This window comes from Roseibium sp. (assembly GCF_965229775.1).
In the GTDB taxonomy this organism is placed as follows: Bacteria; Pseudomonadota; Alphaproteobacteria; order Rhizobiales; family Stappiaceae; genus Roseibium.
This window is the reverse complement of record NZ_OZ245929.1, coordinates 2376085-2392474: the sequence shown is the minus strand read 5'-3', so window position 1 is coordinate 2392474 and position 16390 is coordinate 2376085. Positions and strand designations below refer to the sequence as shown.

The following is a 16390-nucleotide window of genomic DNA, read 5'->3' as shown; positions in this document are numbered from 1 at the left end:
TTGATCCCGTTTGATCGACCTGCTTCCCGTGTCTTTCACATCGCGCGGAAGAGTCGATCGACAATGTTAGTATTCCGGCACTCTGCGCCCAGAGGGCGCACAATGCTCTAGAGCGCCTCGGCGCCCGAGATGATTTCAATCAGTTCCGTCGTGATCTGTGCCTGACGCTGGCGGTTGTAGTTGATCGTCAGCTTGTCGATCATCTCACCGGCGTTACGGGTCGCGTTGTCCATTGCGGACATACGCGCGCCCTGCTCGGATGCAGCATTTTCCAGAAGCGCCCGGAAAATCTGTACGGAAATGTTGCGCGGCAGAAGATCCTCGAGGATCTCGGTTTCGTCCGGCTCGTACTCGTAAACCGGATGGGCACCGTCGCTCTCGCCATCGCCCTTGGCCTCGAAACTGGCCGGGATGAGCTGCTGAGCCGTCGGCTCCTGCGCGATCACCGAGACGAATGTCGAGTAGAACAGCGTGCAGACGTCGAACTCGCCGTCGGCAAACATGGCCAGGACCTTCTTGCCGATCTCATCGGCATTGGCATAGCCAACATTCTTGACGCTGCGCAGATCGACGGTCTCGATCACATGCTGGCCGAGCTCGCGCTTCAGGGCGTCGAAGCCCTTCTTGCCGACGCAGATGATCTTGACGGTCTTGCCGTCGGCGATCAGGCTGCGTGCCTTTTCACGGGCCAGCTTGGCGATGTTGGTGTTGAAGCCCCCGCACAGTCCGCGTTCGGCAGTCGCAACGAGCAGGAGATGCACCTGATCGTTGCCCGTGCCGGACATCAGCTTCGGAGCGTCGTCGCGACCCTCGAATGCTTCCGCGAGGTTGGCCAGCACTGCACCCATGCGCTCCGCATAGGGGCGTGCAGCCTCCGCAGCTTCCTGGGCACGACGCAGTTTCGCCGCGGCCACCATTTGCATGGCCTTGGTGATTTTCTGCGTCGCCTTAACGGAAGCGATGCGGTTTCGTAAGTCCTTCAGGCTCGGCATGGCCGCCCCTGCTCCTTATCCCGGCGTGTCGTCTTAAGCGAAGTTCTTGGCGAACGCGTCGATGGCAGCCTTCAGCTTGCCGGTCAGTTCGTCGTCAAGGGCCTTCTTTTCCCAGATGGCATCCAGAAGATCCGCATGCTCACCACGGAGGAACAGCAACAGGCCTTCTTCGAAGTCCTTCACCCGGTCGACACCAAAGCCGTCCAGATAACCGTTCACGCCGGCATAGATGACCGCGACCTGCTCCTGCGTTTTCAGCGGAGAGAACTGCGGCTGCTTGAGGAGTTCGGTCAGACGGGCGCCACGGTTCAGCAGACGCTGCGTCGTGGCATCGAGGTCTGAGCCGAACTGCGCGAAGGCAGCCATTTCGCGATACTGCGCAAGTTCACCCTTAATCGGGCCGGCAACCTGCTTCATGGCCTTGATCTGGGCGGAGGATCCCACACGGGACACCGACAGACCGACGTTCACCGCCGGACGGATACCCTGGTAGAAGAGATCCGTTTCAAGGAAGATCTGACCGTCGGTGATCGAGATCACGTTGGTCGGAATAAACGCGGACACGTCGTTGCCCTGGGTCTCAATGACCGGCAGTGCCGTCAGAGAACCGCTGCCGTGCTCTTCGTTGAGCTTCGCAGCACGCTCCAGAAGACGGGAGTGCAGGTAGAAGACGTCGCCCGGGAACGCTTCACGTCCCGGCGGGCGGCGCAGAAGCAGGGACATCTGACGATAGGCCACGGCCTGCTTGGTCAGATCGTCGTAGCCGATCACGGCGTGCATGGAATTGTCGCGGAAGTACTCACCCATCGCGCAGCCGGCAAACGGTGCCAGGAACTGCAGCGGTGCGGCATCGGATGCCGTCGCGGCGATGACGATGGAGTATTCCAGGGCGCCGTTGTCTTCCAGGACCTTGACGAACTGGGCAACGGTGGACCGCTTCTGACCGACGGCGACGTAGATGCAGTACAGCTTGGCGTCTTCGTCATCACCGGAATGCAGGGGCTTCTGGTTCAGGAACGTGTCGAGGATGATGGCGGTCTTGCCGGTCTGGCGGTCGCCGATCACGAGCTCACGCTGGCCACGGCCGACCGGGATCAGGGCGTCGATCGCCTTGAGGCCGGTAGACATCGGCTCGTGCACGGATTTACGCGGCAGGATGCCCGGAGCCTTCACGTCCACGCGGCGCTTTTCGGTCGCGTCGATCGGGCCCTTGCCGTCGATCGGGTTGCCGAGCGGGTCGACAACGCGGCCAAGCAGGCCCTTGCCGACCGGGACTTCCACGATGGCGCCGGTCCGCTTGACGGTGTCGCCTTCCTTGATGTCGCGGTCAGACCCGAAGAGAACGACACCGACATTGTCTGATTCCAGGTTCAGGGCCATGCCCTTGATGCCACCTGGAAACTCGACCATTTCACCAGCCTGAACCTTGTCCAGACCATAAACACGGGCGATACCGTCACCGACGGAGAGCACCTGACCAACTTCAGAAACTTCGGCTTCCTGGCCAAAGCTCTTGATCTGATCCTTGAGGATTGCGGAAATTTCCGCGGCCCGAATATCCATCAGCCGACCTCTTTCATCGCGAACTTGAGTGAATTGAGCTTGGTACGCAGGGAGGTGTCGATCATGCGGGATCCGACCTTGACCACAAGGCCACCGATCAGAGCAGGATCAACTTTCGCTGCGAGATTTACGGTTTTGCCCGTTGAAGCCGACAAGGCTTCTTTCAGGGCAGCGACATGTTCGTCGGACAGGGCTGCTGCAGACGTGACTTCAGCAGTCTCCTCACCGCGCATTTCCGCAAGCAGGGCGCGGAAAGACTTGATCATGTCGGGAAGAACGAAGAGGCGCCGGTTGCGGGCGGCCAGCTTCACGAAATTTGCGGCAAGGCCGGAGATGCCCGCCTTGTCCAGAAGTGCTGTGAGCGCCGCAAGCTGCTCCTCAGCACTGAATGCCGGGCTCTTCACGAGACGGTCGAGATCTTCGCTTTCGGCAAGCATGCCTTCGAAAGCGCCCAGATCCCGTTCCACGTCAGCCGTAACGCCGTCACCCTCCGCGAGGTCGAGAAGGGCGGACGCATAACGCTGTGCCACGCCGGATACGAGAGATACGTTGTCAGTCACCAGGTCCGTGCTCTCTGACGTTTTTCAAGCCCGCAAAACGGCTAGCGCTCGCAAGGCATTGAAAATAATGAATGATTTCGAGGTCAGAAGGTGTGACGGTTAAACCGTTCCCCCAAAGCCGCGCCTCAATTAGCACAGGGTTTGTCAGTGTGCAACTTCGCCAAAAGACTGTTTTTACCGAATCTTCGGTGTTTTTTACCGCAAGGCGGGAAAAAGTGCTCCGCGCCGTCCCCCGGGGTCATCGAACTTTGGTTGAATGCGGCCCGAATCCACCGCGTGCAGGCGGCGCACGGCACCACCTTGCCGGCCTGCCGCAAAGACCTGCCTTGACCGGACCGATATCGCGCCGGTCACAGGAAATGCTGCGGATCGATATCCACCTGGACGCGCAGTCCCTTTGTCGGCTTCGGCCCCGCGGCGAGCCAACGCCGCAGGTAGGATTGCAGGTCGAACTGGCGCGGCGCCATGGTCAGCAGACGGTAGCGGTGGCGGCCGCGTACCATCGCCAGGGCGGCTTCCGCAGGACCGAGAATGCTGACGGCCTCATCCGGTGGAGCCGAGCGCGCGAGCGCGCGCGCATAGCCCTCCGCGAACCCCTTGTCCGGCCCCGAGACGACGATGGCCGCCAGCCGGCCGAACGGCGGCAGGCCGGAGACGCGCCGGGATTCGATTTCCGCCTTGTAGAAAGCCGCCGTGTCACCGCCGTAGAGTGCCCTGATGACCGGGTGCTCCGCATTATAGGTCTGCAGCAGCCCGACGCCGCCGCCGGTCATGCGCCCCGCCCGGCCGGTGACCTGTGCCAGCAGCTGGAACGTCTTTTCGGCGGCACGCGGGTCTCCATGCGCCAGGCCGAGATCGGCATCGATGACACCGACGAGCTTCATCTTGGGGAAATTGTGGCCCTTGGCGACGAGCTGGGTGCCGATGACAATGTCGGCCTCGCCCTCTTCCACCAGCTTCATCTCCCGCTTCAGCCGCTCCGGCCCGCCTGCAAGGTCCGAAGACAGGACCAGCGTGCGCGCCTGAGGGAAAAGATCCGATACCTCTTCTGCGATGCGCTCGACACCCGGGCCGCAGGCAACGAGGCTGTCCGCCTGGCCACAGGAGGGACAGCTTTGCGGCACCGGCTCGGTGTGGCCACAGTGGTGGCAGACTAGTTTCTTCTGAAACCGGTGCTCGACCAGCCAGGCGCTGCAATGGGCACACTGAAAGCGATGGCCGCAGGTGCGGCATAACGTCAGGGGCGCGTATCCCCGCCTGTTGAGAAAGAGGAGCGATTGGGCTCCGGCGGCAAACGTGTCCTTGATCGCGTGAACCAGTTGCGGCGCCAGCCACCTGCCCCGTTCGGGACCGTCAAGACGCATGTCGATGGCCTTGAGGTCCGGAAGCGCCGCCCCCGAGGCCCGTTCGGGAAGTTCATAAAGCGTGTAGCGGCCCGAATCGGCGTTCACGCGGCTTTCCACCGAAGGCGTTGCGGAGGCGAGCACGACGGGAAATCCGGATATGTGGCCACGCACGACGGCCATGTCCCGGGCGCTGTAAGGAACCCGGTCATCCTGCTTGAAAGCGGCATCGTGTTCCTCGTCCACGATAATGAGACCCAACTCGCGGAACGGCAGAAACAGGGATGAGCGCGCGCCGATCACCACCCGGATGTCGCCGGACGCAACGCCGCGCCAGACCCGCGCGCGGTTTTTCGGCGTGATCTCCGAGTGCCACTCGGCGGGATAGACACCGAAGCGCTGTTCGAACCGGCGCAGGAACTGTTCCGTCAAGGCGATTTCCGGCAGGAGCACGAGCGCCTGCCGCTCACGGCGCATCGCCTCCGCGATCGCCTCGAAATAGACCTCCGTCTTGCCGGAACCGGTGACGCCGTCGATCAGCGACACGCCTGCGCCCTTGTCGAAGCTTGCGATCAGACCCTCGGCCGCGTTGGCCTGCGCCTGTGTCAGCTCCTTCCGGGCGAAGTCGAGCTGCGGTCTGGGCGGCGGTGGCGCGGCCGGCATGGAGACGACTTCGAGCACCTCCTGGTGTATCAGGCCGTCAATTACGGAAGGCGACACGCCGGCGGCATGGGCAAGGCCGCTTTTGGTCCAGGCAAAACCGTCTTCCATCGTGCCCAGCACCCGCCGGCGGGCGGCGGTCTGCCGGTCGGGCTCGGCGCCCTCGATCCGGCGCACACCCGGCACCGGCGCTTCCGGCTCAAGTGCTTCTTCGGATCGCAGCACCATGCGCAGAACCATGCCGGGCGCTCCGAGCGTCCAGTTCGCCACCCAGTCGACGAACCGGCGCAGATCCGCATCGAGGGGTGGCGTGGTGTCGTAGACGCGGGTGATGCTTTTCAGCTTCTTCGGATTGATCGCCGCGTCCGGCTCCCCGTCCCAGACCGCGCCGATGACTTCGCGTGGCCCGAGCGGGACCTTGACGATCGTTCCGGGAATAACCGACTTTCCGGGCGGCACCTTGTAGGTATAGGCCGTCGGGACCGCGACCGGCACCAGGACGCTGGCAATCGTCTCCTCAAATTCTGGATCGTCAAACAGCACGAGAATTCAGGTCCGCAACTTGTCGGGTCGGGCTGACACCCGCAGGCGCCTCACCACCGGGGGCAGTCGCAAACGTTTGCGCCAGAACGGGCCGGGATCAAGGGCTGACTTTTTTGAGGTACGTACCACAAAAATTTCTTCCACCGGAGAATCAGGGGTTCTTCTTGTCATCATCCTAGGGTAAAGAGAGCGCGACCGATTACGCAAATCGCTTTGCGGGATCCGCAGGCGAGCCACTCCGGCGACCGAACCGGCGCTTCACAGGGAGCTACCAGACATGAAATTTTTCGTCGACACGGCCGACACCGCCGTCATCAAGGAACTTGAATCCACGGGCCTACTCGACGGCGTGACGACCAATCCCTCGCTCATTGCCAAGTCGGGCCGCGACTTCAAGGAAGTGATTGCCGAGATCTGCGGGATCACCGGCGGCGATGTCTCCGCGGAAGTTGCCGCGACCGAGTTCGAACAGATGATCAAGGAAGCGCATGTCCTGCGCGCGATCGCCGACAATGTCGTCATCAAGCTGCCGCTGACCTTCGACGGGCTGAAAGCCTGCAAGCAGCTGACCGAGGAAGGCACCAAGACCAACGTCACGCTGTGCTTCTCCGCGAACCAGGCGCTGCTCGCCGCCAAGGCCGGTGCAACCTACATATCCCCGTTCATCGGCCGGTTGGACGATATGAACATCGACGGGCTGGAGCTGATCCGCGAGATCCGCGTGATCTACGACAATTACGGCTTCGATACGGAAATCCTGGCGGCCTCGATCCGCACACCCAACCACGTCAAGGAATGCGCGATCATCGGTGCGGATGTCGCCACCGTTCCGCCTGCAACCCTGAAAACCCTCGTCAAGCACCCGCTGACGGACAAGGGCCTCGATGCGTTCCTGGCCGACTGGGCCAAGACGGGCCAGAGCATTCTCTGACGCCTTACGCAAAACCGATCATTTGGGCGGCCCGGGTTTCCGGGCCGTTTTTTTGTTGGCTTCTATAGCGAGATGACCCTGCCCGCCACGCCGCGCACCTTGATCGCATCATCCGCCGCCAATACGCTTCCGTTCTACTTGCTTGAAAGATTAGTGAAACGGAACACGAAGATGGCGGAAGACGACAAGGGCAAGGCGCTTCTGGAAAACGCGTACAAGCTTTCCACGCCGGAAGACAACAAGGCCTATTACCGCGAATTTGCCGACACCTATGACGGCGATTTCGCCGAAGCGCTCGGGTTCGTGTATCCGGAAACGATCGCCAGGATCTATACGGAAAAGGCCGGGCCAGACGATATCCCCGTCGCGGACATAGGCTGCGGCACCGGTCTGGTTGCCGAAGCGCTCGGCCTGCCGGCTGCCCAGGTCGACGGGATGGACATTTCCGCGGAGATGCTGGAACGCGCAGCGGCGAAGGCGCTCTACGGCCGGACCTTCGAAATCGACCTGACCGGCGACCTCGCACCGATCAGCAATGCGTATGGTGCCGTCCTTTCGTCCGGTGCCTTCACGCACGGACATCTCGGCCCGGATGTTCTGGTGAGCCTGCTTTCGATCGCGCGAAGCGGCGCCCTCTTCGTGATCGGCGTCAACCGGGCGCATTACGGCGATCACGGTTTCGATGCCGCGCTTGCCGGACTGGCGGAAGAGGGGCGGATCACGAAGCCCGAGGTCCGGGAAATCCGCATGTATTCAAAGGAAGGCCACGATCATTCGGCGGATATCGCCTTCGCGGTGAGCTTTCGGACACTGTGAGGTGTGCGGATCCGGCGCGCATTTCACGTCACGTGCCTATTTGAAGGCTTCCCGTTCCTGCGGGGAGACCTCCCCGCCGCGCTTATGGGCGGGCCTCAACGCGCGGATCGCCGACTTCACCTGCCGCGTCCATTCCACGAATGGATAGAAGACAAGCTTCACGACATCGTTCTGCGGAACATCCTGGACGCCGAAGGGCTCCTTGCACGGTCCTGGAACGTAATAGGTGCCGAAAAGGAGGTCGAAGACCGGAAAGACATTTGCCAGGTTCTTGCCGTAGGCTTCGGGGAGGTCGGCATGGTGCCACTGGTGCATGCGCGGCGACGCCAGCACGTATCTGAACGGACCGTGGCCCCAGTCCACGTTGATGTGGACATACATGTTGTGCAGCGTCAGCAGGATCGCGCCGTAGCCCATCACGTCGGTCGGGAAACCGAGCCAGCTCAGGAGCAGGATGTAGGACGTGGTCATGACCAGCGATTCCAGAAAGTGGATCCGGTAGCTCGTCAGCACGTTCAGGTCCGGATCGGAATGATGGATCGCGTGGATCGGCCAGAGCCAGCGGTGATGCAGGATGCGATGGTTCCAGTAGTCGGCGAAATCGTAGCAAAGCGCGGCGAAGGGAACCAGCACCCACCAGGGCACCCCGGACCAGAAGGTCTCGTCGACGCTCGGGATGCCGAGCGTGTCATAGCCCTGCTTGATGTGTTCGGATGTCAGGAAGACGATCGGTGCGAACAGGAGGTTGACCCACCAGAAGCCGATATTTGCACCCACGCTGCGGATCAGCCTGACGGGCCAGTCGAACCGGTATCCGCGGCGATGGAGATCGAACAGAAGCACGGCGAGCGCAAATCCAGCGGTGGCCAGAAACGAGATGCTGTAGACCCTATTGGTCACCAGCAGCTGAAGAAGCTCGTATATCCGTCCGGCGAAGTCCACGGTCCGCTCACCTGCGCGCTATAAACCCAATTCGGCCTATCTAAGGGGAGCGGGCTTAATCGCCGGTAAATTCAATGCTGCGCATTAACCAATCCGAACGCAAACGGGCCTAAAATCGGCCCATGAGCACGACCGCACCCGACCTGTCCGACCTGCTGGTCACCGCGAAGCCGGATCTCAACAACCGGATCGGGCTCTGGCTCGATCATCTGTCCGATGAACGCCGGCTTTCCGACAAGACGCTGGTCGCCTATGAACGCGATCTGCGGCAGTTCCTCCGCTTCCTGACGGAACATCTCGGGGGAGCGCCGTCATTGAAGGACGTCGCCGCCCTGAGGCCCGCCGACTTCAGGGGGTTCTTGGCGTCCCGGCGCAGGCAGGGCGTCAAGAGCCGGTCACTGGCCAGGGGCCTTGCCGGGATACGGTCCTTCCTGAAATACTTGGAACGGCGCGGGGACGTGAACGCAGCGGCGTCCGACGCCGTCCGACCGCCGAGGCAGGCGCGGTCGCTGCCCAAGCCGGTTTCCTCGCGCGATGCCATCGATGTCACCAGCGGCGAACTCGCCCTCGAGACGGCGCCCTGGATAGAGGCACGCAATGCCGCCGTGCTGACGCTTCTCTACGGCTGCGGCCTCCGGATATCCGAGGCGCTGTCCCTGACGGGCAAGATGGCGCCCGTGCCGGGAACCCGGACCATGCGCATCGTGGGCAAGGGCCGCAAGGAACGCATCGTACCGATCCTTCCAGCCGTCTGCGACGCGGTCGCGCATTACGTCAAGCTGTGCCCCTTCACCATCGAGGCGGACGGCCCTCTTTTCCTCGGCGCACGCGGCGGCCCTCTCAATCCGCGCATGATCCAGCTGGCCATGGCGAAGCTGCGCGGGGCGCTCGGATTGCCAGACACCGCGACGCCACACGCCCTCAGGCATTCCTTCGCCACGCACCTGCTCGCCGGCGGCGGCGATCTCAGGACAATCCAGGAGCTTCTCGGACACGCCAGCCTCGCGTCCACGCAGATCTACACCGAGATAGACAGTGCGCATCTGCTGGCTGCCTATGACCGGGCGCATCCGCGCAACGGCACGAAGTGAGGTATCATGCGGGTGAAACACAAGGTGGAGTGATCATGTCTCGTCTCTTGCTTTTCTTTGCCGGACTTCTCGTCCTGTCGACGGTACCGGCACAGGCGCAACGGATCTACTGCCCGCTGCCGGAGGACGGTGTCTGGATCAACCCCGATGCCGAACCGAAGGAAATCAGCCGCATCGAGGTGGAAAGCACGTGCGAAAACGAGCAGGTGCTGGTGCGCGTGAGAGCCTTCACGTCCTGTATTCCGCGCGATTGCAAGTGGGGTTGGACAAAGGCCGAACTGCGTTCGGACGGTGCAATACAGGTTCTTTTGATCGGATTCCTGAGCAGCAAGAAGATCACGCTGAAGGCCTTCGGAGATCTTCTCGACGCGCGTGTTGTCAACGTTGTCAACGACTTGTCACAGCCCAAGACTCAGAAGACCTACAACCTTAACAGAAAGTAAATGCGCCAATCTTAACCTTGGTATCAATCTCTACCCGGTTTTTCCTTGTCCGATTTCATTTTTGCTTTACCTTAGACGTTACTGCGCCAGTCCCGCGCAGCAACAGACGGAGGCTCATCATGCGTCTGATCAGCACAGCCATAGCAGGGCTCGCCATCGCGGCATTCGCGATTGCACCGGCACATGCCTGTTCCTGGGGAAAAACTGCCAAAGCCGACGAAAAAATGACTGTCGCGGATACGTCTATCGTTCCGGAAGTCGACACCGACGTTGCCATCGCGACGAATGATCTCAGCGTAGAGATCACGCAGGAAGACGTTATCGTGCCGGTCCCTGAAGAGGCACCGACCGAGTAATTCAAGTTTCTTTTGCTCCAATCTATCTTACCGCTGCTTCGGCAGCGGTTTTTTTTTGAAAAAACGCTCCCTGCACAGTATCTGCTGAAAGTCTCCTTCATTACGCCCACCAGGGCACGAATAGTCCGGCGAACATAAAGACTTGCAAGCTGCAACAAGCGGGAGTTTCATGATTTCCAGACGCGTGTTTCTAAAGGGGTTGGGTCTCGCGGCCTTGAGTTCGATATCAACGGCTGCCTATGCAGTCGGCATCGAACCTTTCCGTCTGCGGATCAAACGGTACCATCTGACGCCCGGACCCTGGCCAAAGGACCTGCAGCTCACCGCTGCGCTCATCGCCGATCCGCATATTTGTGATCCCTGGATGGGGCTCGAGCGGGTCCGCTTCATCGTCGAACGTACAAACGTCCTGAAGCCGGACATCATCCTGATGCTTGGCGACTACGTTGCAGATCACAAGATGCAATATGATCCGATCCCGCCGCAGGCCTGGGCAGACCATTTCGCAAACCTGTCCGCTCCTCTCGGGACGCATGCGATCCTGGGCAACCATGACTGGTGGGATGATCAAGAGGCTCAGAAAACCGGAAGCGGTCCGACGAAATACGGCCAGGCGCTTCTCAATGCCGGCATTCCGCTTTACCAGAACCGGGCAATACGTCTCGAAAAGGACGGAAGACCCTTCTGGCTGGCAGGCATAGACGACCAGTTGGCGCTCGGACCAAGCCCGAAGTTCAAGCGAAGGAATTGGCAGGGTCTCGACAATCTGACGGGAACACTTGCGCAGGTAACCGACGACGCTCCGATCATCCTGATGGCGCATGAGCCTGATATTTTCAACGAGGTTCCCGGCCGTGTCAGCCTGACCGTGAGCGGGCATACCCATGGTGGCCAGATCAATTGTTTCGGATACCGGCCAGGCTATCCTGCCAAGCATGGCAACCGTTTTCCCTATGGCCACTATGTCGACACCTTGGGTACGACGGTCAATCGGCATCTAGGGCTTTCGGCAGACCCGAGGCACCTGATCGTGTCCGGTGGACTTGGATGTTCCCTGCTGCCGTTGAGAATAGGTGTCCCGCCGGAAATTACGCTTGTCCATCTGGGTGGCACCACGGCGGCAGTCTCCGCCTGAACCGCATGCCGGAGCCGTTCAGATGCTTTCGGCAGGTGCCAGCGCGTTTTGCCGAAACTCGCGAACGCCCTGCGACAGGATCTGAACCGCCGAACTCAGGAACAACGCCGCCATCAGTCCGGCAACCGCGAGATCCGGCCAGGCAGTCGTTGTTCCCCACACACCCAGGGCAGCCATCATGACGGCGAGATTTCCGATCGCGTCATTGCGAGAACACAGCCAGACGGAGCGCACATTGGCATCGCCGTCCTTGTAGCGCACCAGCAGCATCACGCTCGCAAGGTTGACGGCAAGGGCGAGAAAGCCGATGGACCCCATCACGGCGGCCTGGGGCACGCCGAGCACAAACACCTGATGCAGGGTCGACCCGGCGACCCAGAGCCCCATCAGAAGCAGGCTCACGCCCTTGCCCAACGCCGCAAGCGCCCGCGTCCTCAGGGACGCTCCGATCACTGCCAGTGAAATCCCGTAGGTGACGGCGTCGCCGAAAAAATCGAGCGCATCGGCCTGCAAGGCCTTCGAACCGGCGGCCTGGCCGGCTGCCATTTCAACGACGAACATGCCGGCGTTCAACCCGATCACAAGCCAGAGACGGCGCCGATAGTCTCTTGACATGCCGTCAAACGGGGTCTGCGTCTTCGCGCAGCATGCGCCCATGTCCTGCTCCTCAAAGCCTCTTGATTTATTCGAACCGGGACAGTCTAATTCCTATAGCGACTAGAGGTTCAAGAGGTAAATTGATGGATTTTTCGATCGGGGAACTGTCGAAGCAGACCGGCGTGAAGGTCCCGACGATCCGGTACTACGAAAAGGAGGGCCTGATCGACGCGCCCTTTCGGACACAAGGCAATCAGCGGCGCTATAACGAGACGGATCGCGACCGTCTCCGCTTCATCAAGCACAGCCGGGATCTCGGCCTGCCGATGCCGGCCATCCGTGACCTGATCGAGCTCAGTCAGCACCCCGACAGGCCCTGCCACGCGGCGGACCGGATCGCAAAGAACCAGCTCGCATCGATCCGTGAACGCATTGCGCATCTGAAAAAACTGGAAGCGGAACTCGTCCGGATCGCTTCGAGCTGCGAAGGCGATCACACGGTGACGGAATGCAACGTGCTCAAGGCCTTTGGCGATCATGGCCAATGCCTCGACGCACACTGAAACAAGGGGACGTTGCGATGCTGCAGTTCGACGAGCGTACCACCAAACTGTTGGAGGAAGCTTATCTCGGCGCCGACTTTTCCCGGCGAAGACGCGCCTCCTTCGACGCGCTCAGCCCGTCGCCCGGCGACGTCATCGCCGATATCGGCTGCGGCAACGGATTGCTGACGCTTGAATTGTCCCGGACCCTCGGCGGCACCGGCAAGGTCATCGGGATCGACCCGAGCGACGACATGCGCGGCGCGGCAGTGAAGCGTTGCGCCAACTGCACGAATGTCGAAATTCTCAGCGGGACCGTCGCGGACCTGCCGCTTGACACGGCGTCCGCCGACAAGGCGGTCTCCCTTCAGGTGTTTGAATATCTGGACAACCTTCCAGGCGCCGTCGCCGAGATCAAGCGCATCCTCAAACCCGGAGGACGGCTCGTCGTCGGGGACATGCACTGGGACACCATCACCTGGTTGAGCGATGCGCCGGACCGGATGAAGACGATGCTGGACACATGGGACGGACACCTTGTCGAGCGGTGCATTCCCGCCATTCTGCCGCCGATCCTGCGCGAAGCGGGTTACCGGGTGGACGGCGTGACGGCCGTCCCGTTCACCAGTACCGGTCTTCATCCCGACGGGCTGGCGAACATGCTGATCCATCTGATGAAACCCTATGCCGTCGCCAAGGGTTCTTTTTCAAAAGAGGAGGCCGATGCCTGGGCGGAAGAACAGGTCCGGCTTGCCCGCTCCGGCCGGTTCTTTTTCTCCATCACCCATTTCGTGATCACGGCAACGCTGCCCGGGTAAGCCGGATCAATCCGGGACGACGAACTCGTGCTCCTCGGCGTAGTCCGTCACCCGCACATTTTCCCCGTCGCGCTCGAGGCGCAGCATTGTCCAGCCATCTGCCGGCAGGCGGCAGGAATGACGGCCCATCACGCAGGGCAGCTGCGGCGTGCGCCTGTAGGTGACGTCATTCGACAGCGCCTGGGCAATGGCCGTGTGGCCCTTGAGATAGGCGAACAGCGTGTAGGGGCTCAGGTACCAGACCTCTCCGTCGCGCAGTTCCTCCAGTTTCTCGGCACGGGCGAGCGGAAATTTCCGTCCCCACGTCCAGGAAATCGCGTCACGGGTCTGATGATCGAGATAGTGGTGCGCCATGGTCTCATCGATGAAGACCAGTTTTTGCGCAGCGACATCGTCCAGATAGTCACCGGCGGCGGCCTCCCGGCCCGGCGCACGATCCGACAGGATGTAGAAGATCAGGAAGTTGGCAGAGACGACCAGGAACACCAGCACGCAAAGGACATACGCCACATTCCTGAAGCGCTTCTGCGTGACGGCATCAAGCGCGACAAGAAACACCATGGTCGCGGCCAGGTTCCGGACCAGAACCTTGTCGTGCAGGAAAGCTGCAAGCCCCTGCCCGAGGGACAGCATCAGACAGACGAGCGCCGCAGGACGAGAAAATTTCAACAGCACGAGACCGACCGCAGCAAAGATCGCTGCCCGGCCAAGTGCTTCGTCGTTGATCCCGTGTCCGGTCGACCTCTGCGCGTGGAAGACGATCTGATCGATGAACTCGCGAAACTGAAAGTCGATGCTGAGCGAAAAGATCAGCAGCGCCACGCAAAGCGCCAAGGCATTTTCAATCGCCAGCGTCACGATTCTCAGATCGCGGAAGGCGATCCGCCAGAGGTCATGGACGATGATCGCACCAAGGCTCCACGCGAACACCGCCGGCGAGGCGAGCGGAGCAAAGGCAAGTGCGAGTTTGCCCATGGTCCGGATCGCCGAAAAGCGCGCGGTTGCGTCTCCCCCATCCCGCTCCCTTGCAGGCCAGAACAGCAGAAAAAAGCCCAAGGCCCAGAAGACACAGGCGGTGATCTCGAGCCGGAACCCGGTCACGACATACATCGGCGCGAACAGGAGCGGTGCCATCAGCGCTGCCTTCGGCAACCGGATCGCCAGGCACATGGCGGAAAAGGCAAGCGCTGTCAGCAGGTAACACAGATACTCATAGCCGACGACGCTCAGCCGGCTGACGCCGAACAGGTCCAGGTAGAGGCCTGACAGGATCAGGTGGAAGCGCGTGTAGAGATGGTAGTTTTCCAGGCCGGGAAACTGCACCGACAGGAGCGGATTGACGTGGTTCCCGGTTGCGGCAACCTCGGCCGCCCAGGGGATGAAGAACAGATCATCGACATGCGCGATCGTGCGCTCCGGCCAGAAGAACACGAGCGCGGCCGCTATTGCCAGCAACAGCCAGAGCCCTGACTGCAGCATCGTGAAACGGCTGGTTTCCGCGCCCTGCACAAATGATCTCCCGTGTTCAGCCTTCGAAGCCGATCCCCGTTTGAACGGTACGACCGGTCTCTCGCGATGCCGCTAACATGCAAAGAGCGCCGCAGGCAAGGTTTCCTGCAGCGCTCCGATGAATTGCAAACCGCAACTTTAAGAGTGGATGGGTTTGGCGAATGCCCCCATCGCCGCTTCCTTGACAGCTTCCGACATGGTCGGATGCGCATGACAGGTGCGCCCGAGATCTTCCGAAGAGCCGCCGAATTCCATCAGCACAGCCGCTTCGTGGATCATTTCGCCGGCCCCGAAGCCGACGATGTGAACGCCGAGAACCCGGTCGGTCTTGGCATCGGCCAGGACCTTCACGAAGCCGTCGGTGTGGTTCATGGCGCGCGCACGGCCATTGGCGGAGAAATTGAACTTGCCGGCCTTGTACTCGATCCCGTCGGCTTTCAGTTCCTCTTCGGTCTTGCCGACAGAGGCGACCTCGGGCTGCGTATAGACCACGCCCGGAATGACGTCGTAGTTCACATGACCGGCCTGACCCGCGAGGATCTCGGCGATTGCAACACCTTCATCCTCGGCCTTGTGCGCCAGCATGGGACCGGCGACGACATCGCCGATGGCGTAGATGCCGTCGACATTGGTCTTGTAATGCGCATCGATCTGCACCCGGCCGCGCTCGTCCAGGACGACACCGGCTGCGTCGAGACCAAGGCCCTCCGTGTAGGGCCGGCGGCCGATCGCAACCAGAACGATGTCGGCCTCGATCTCCTGGGCGTCTCCGCCCTTGGCGGGTTCGATCGTGACGGCCAGTCCCTTGCCTTTCTTGGCCACGCCCGTGACCTTGGACGACAGCTTGAAGGTCATGCCCTGCTTCTTCAGCATGCGCTGGAAGTTCTTGGAGACATCGCCGTCCATCGGGCCAAGGATCTTGTCCATGAATTCGACAACGGTCACTTCGGAGCCGAGGCGGTTCCAGACGGACCCGAGTTCAAGGCCGATGACACCGCCGCCCACGACAACCATCTTGCCGGGGATCTTGTCCAGCTCAAGCGCGCCGGTCGAAGAGACGATCTGCTTTTCATCGATTTCCACGCCGGGCAGCGGCATGACATCGGATCCGGTCGCAATGACGATGTTCTTGGTCTCGACCACGGAGACGCTGCCGTCATCCGCGGTGACCTCCACCTTGCCCGTTCCCAGAACCTTGCCCGTGCCGGTGTGCACGTCGATCTTGTTCTTCTTCATCAGGAAGGCGACGCCGTTGACGTTGGCATCCACCACGTCGGTCTTGTGCTTCATCATCTCCGGCAGGTCGACCTTCGGCTTGGAGACCTTGATGCCCAGTTTCTCAAATCCGTGGCCGGCTTCCTCGAACATTTCCGACGCATAAAGGAGCGCCTTGGAGGGAATGCAGCCGATATTGAGGCAGGTCCCGCCAAGCGTCGCCCGTTTCTCGACAACCGCGGTTTTCAGACCGAGCTGCGCCGCCTTGATCGCGCAAACGTACCCCCCCGGGCCGGTTCCGATGACGACAAGATCATATTGGGACATTTTGGTC

Annotated in this window: 16 protein-coding genes; 8 read left to right on the top strand and 8 right to left on the bottom strand. The window is 61.2% G+C overall.

Translation table 11 applies throughout. The features are described from left to right. Nucleotides 1-107 precede the first annotated feature (107 nt). The 4 genes from ACO07N_RS10910 to ACO07N_RS10895 all read right to left on the bottom strand — a co-directional run bounded on the left by ACO07N_RS10910 (nucleotide 108) and on the right by ACO07N_RS10895 (nucleotide 5661). Nucleotides 108-992 carry a F0F1 ATP synthase subunit gamma gene (locus tag ACO07N_RS10910; protein ID WP_421981039.1) on the bottom strand — a complete coding sequence of 295 codons (885 nt, stop codon included), beginning with the start codon at nucleotides 990-992 and terminating at the stop codon, nucleotides 108-110. A 33-nt stretch (nucleotides 993-1025) separates the two neighbouring features. Beyond that, on the bottom strand, nucleotides 1026-2555 hold the full coding sequence (gene atpA, locus ACO07N_RS10905) for a F0F1 ATP synthase subunit alpha (protein WP_421981038.1): 1530 nt from the start codon (nucleotides 2553-2555) through the stop codon (nucleotides 1026-1028). Further along, a complete protein-coding gene (locus ACO07N_RS10900; protein ID WP_421981037.1) occupies nucleotides 2555-3115 on the bottom strand; it encodes a F0F1 ATP synthase subunit delta in 561 nt (186 codons plus the stop codon). Before ACO07N_RS10900 ends, atpA begins: the two co-directional genes overlap by 1 nt. Nucleotides 3116-3465: 350 nt before the next feature. After that, the gene (locus tag ACO07N_RS10895; RefSeq protein WP_421981036.1) at nucleotides 3466-5661 is read right to left on the bottom strand and encodes a primosomal protein N'; all 2196 of its coding nucleotides are present in this window, start codon (nucleotides 5659-5661) and stop codon (nucleotides 3466-3468) included. 277 nt (nucleotides 5662-5938) lie between these two features. Here ACO07N_RS10895 and fsa point away from each other — a divergent pair, with 277 nt between their 5' ends. Then, on the top strand, nucleotides 5939-6592 hold the full coding sequence (fsa, locus tag ACO07N_RS10890; protein ID WP_421981035.1) for a fructose-6-phosphate aldolase: 654 nt from the start codon (nucleotides 5939-5941) through the stop codon (nucleotides 6590-6592). Nucleotides 6593-6763: 171 nt separating this feature from the next. Beyond that, complete coding sequence (locus ACO07N_RS10885; RefSeq protein ID WP_421981034.1) at nucleotides 6764-7408, top strand: class I SAM-dependent DNA methyltransferase; 645 nt, start codon at nucleotides 6764-6766, stop codon at nucleotides 7406-7408. 36 nt (nucleotides 7409-7444) lie between these two features. Here ACO07N_RS10885 and ACO07N_RS10880 read toward each other — a convergent pair whose 3' ends face one another. Next, nucleotides 7445-8350 (bottom strand): sterol desaturase family protein, encoded by a 906-nt coding sequence (locus tag ACO07N_RS10880; protein ID WP_421981033.1) that lies wholly within the window; start codon nucleotides 8348-8350, stop codon nucleotides 7445-7447. A gap of 122 nt (nucleotides 8351-8472) precedes the next feature. Here ACO07N_RS10880 and ACO07N_RS10875 point away from each other — a divergent pair, with 122 nt between their 5' ends. From ACO07N_RS10875 to ACO07N_RS10860, 4 genes are all read left to right on the top strand, one after another. Then, entirely contained in the window at nucleotides 8473-9441 is a 969-nt protein-coding gene (locus ACO07N_RS10875; RefSeq protein WP_421981032.1) for a tyrosine recombinase XerC, read from the top strand. 35 nt (nucleotides 9442-9476) lie between these two features. Beyond that, the gene (locus tag ACO07N_RS10870) at nucleotides 9477-9884 is read left to right on the top strand and encodes a serine/threonine protein kinase (RefSeq protein WP_421981031.1); all 408 of its coding nucleotides are present in this window, start codon (nucleotides 9477-9479) and stop codon (nucleotides 9882-9884) included. Nucleotides 9885-10003: 119 nt separating this feature from the next. Beyond that, nucleotides 10004-10240, top strand: coding sequence for a hypothetical protein (locus ACO07N_RS10865; RefSeq protein WP_421981030.1), 237 nt, complete (start codon nucleotides 10004-10006; stop codon nucleotides 10238-10240). A 169-nt stretch (nucleotides 10241-10409) separates the two neighbouring features. After that, nucleotides 10410-11375 carry a metallophosphoesterase gene (locus tag ACO07N_RS10860; protein WP_421981029.1) on the top strand — a complete coding sequence of 322 codons (966 nt, stop codon included), beginning with the start codon at nucleotides 10410-10412 and terminating at the stop codon, nucleotides 11373-11375. An 18-nt stretch (nucleotides 11376-11393) separates the two neighbouring features. On the opposite strand, the gene ACO07N_RS10855 is transcribed toward ACO07N_RS10860, so the two are convergent. Then, the gene (locus ACO07N_RS10855) at nucleotides 11394-12032 is read right to left on the bottom strand and encodes a cation transporter (RefSeq protein WP_421981028.1); all 639 of its coding nucleotides are present in this window, start codon (nucleotides 12030-12032) and stop codon (nucleotides 11394-11396) included. 83 nt (nucleotides 12033-12115) lie between these two features. On the opposite strand from ACO07N_RS10855, the gene ACO07N_RS10850 reads away from it, so the two are divergent. Both ACO07N_RS10850 and ACO07N_RS10845 read left to right on the top strand, forming a co-directional pair. Next, nucleotides 12116-12535 (top strand): MerR family transcriptional regulator, encoded by a 420-nt coding sequence (locus ACO07N_RS10850; protein WP_421981027.1) that lies wholly within the window; start codon nucleotides 12116-12118, stop codon nucleotides 12533-12535. Then, entirely contained in the window at nucleotides 12517-13332 is an 816-nt protein-coding gene (locus ACO07N_RS10845) for a methyltransferase domain-containing protein (protein WP_421981026.1), read from the top strand. Before ACO07N_RS10850 ends, ACO07N_RS10845 begins: the two co-directional genes overlap by 19 nt. 6 nt (nucleotides 13333-13338) lie before the next feature. Here ACO07N_RS10845 and ACO07N_RS10840 read toward each other — a convergent pair whose 3' ends face one another. Next, nucleotides 13339-14841, bottom strand: a complete 1503-nt coding sequence (locus tag ACO07N_RS10840; RefSeq protein ID WP_421981025.1) for a hypothetical protein — start codon at nucleotides 14839-14841, stop codon at nucleotides 13339-13341. 138 nt (nucleotides 14842-14979) lie between these two features. After that, nucleotides 14980-16383, bottom strand: coding sequence for a dihydrolipoyl dehydrogenase (gene lpdA / locus ACO07N_RS10835; protein ID WP_421981024.1), 1404 nt, complete (start codon nucleotides 16381-16383; stop codon nucleotides 14980-14982). Between the last annotated feature and the right edge of the window lie 7 nt (nucleotides 16384-16390).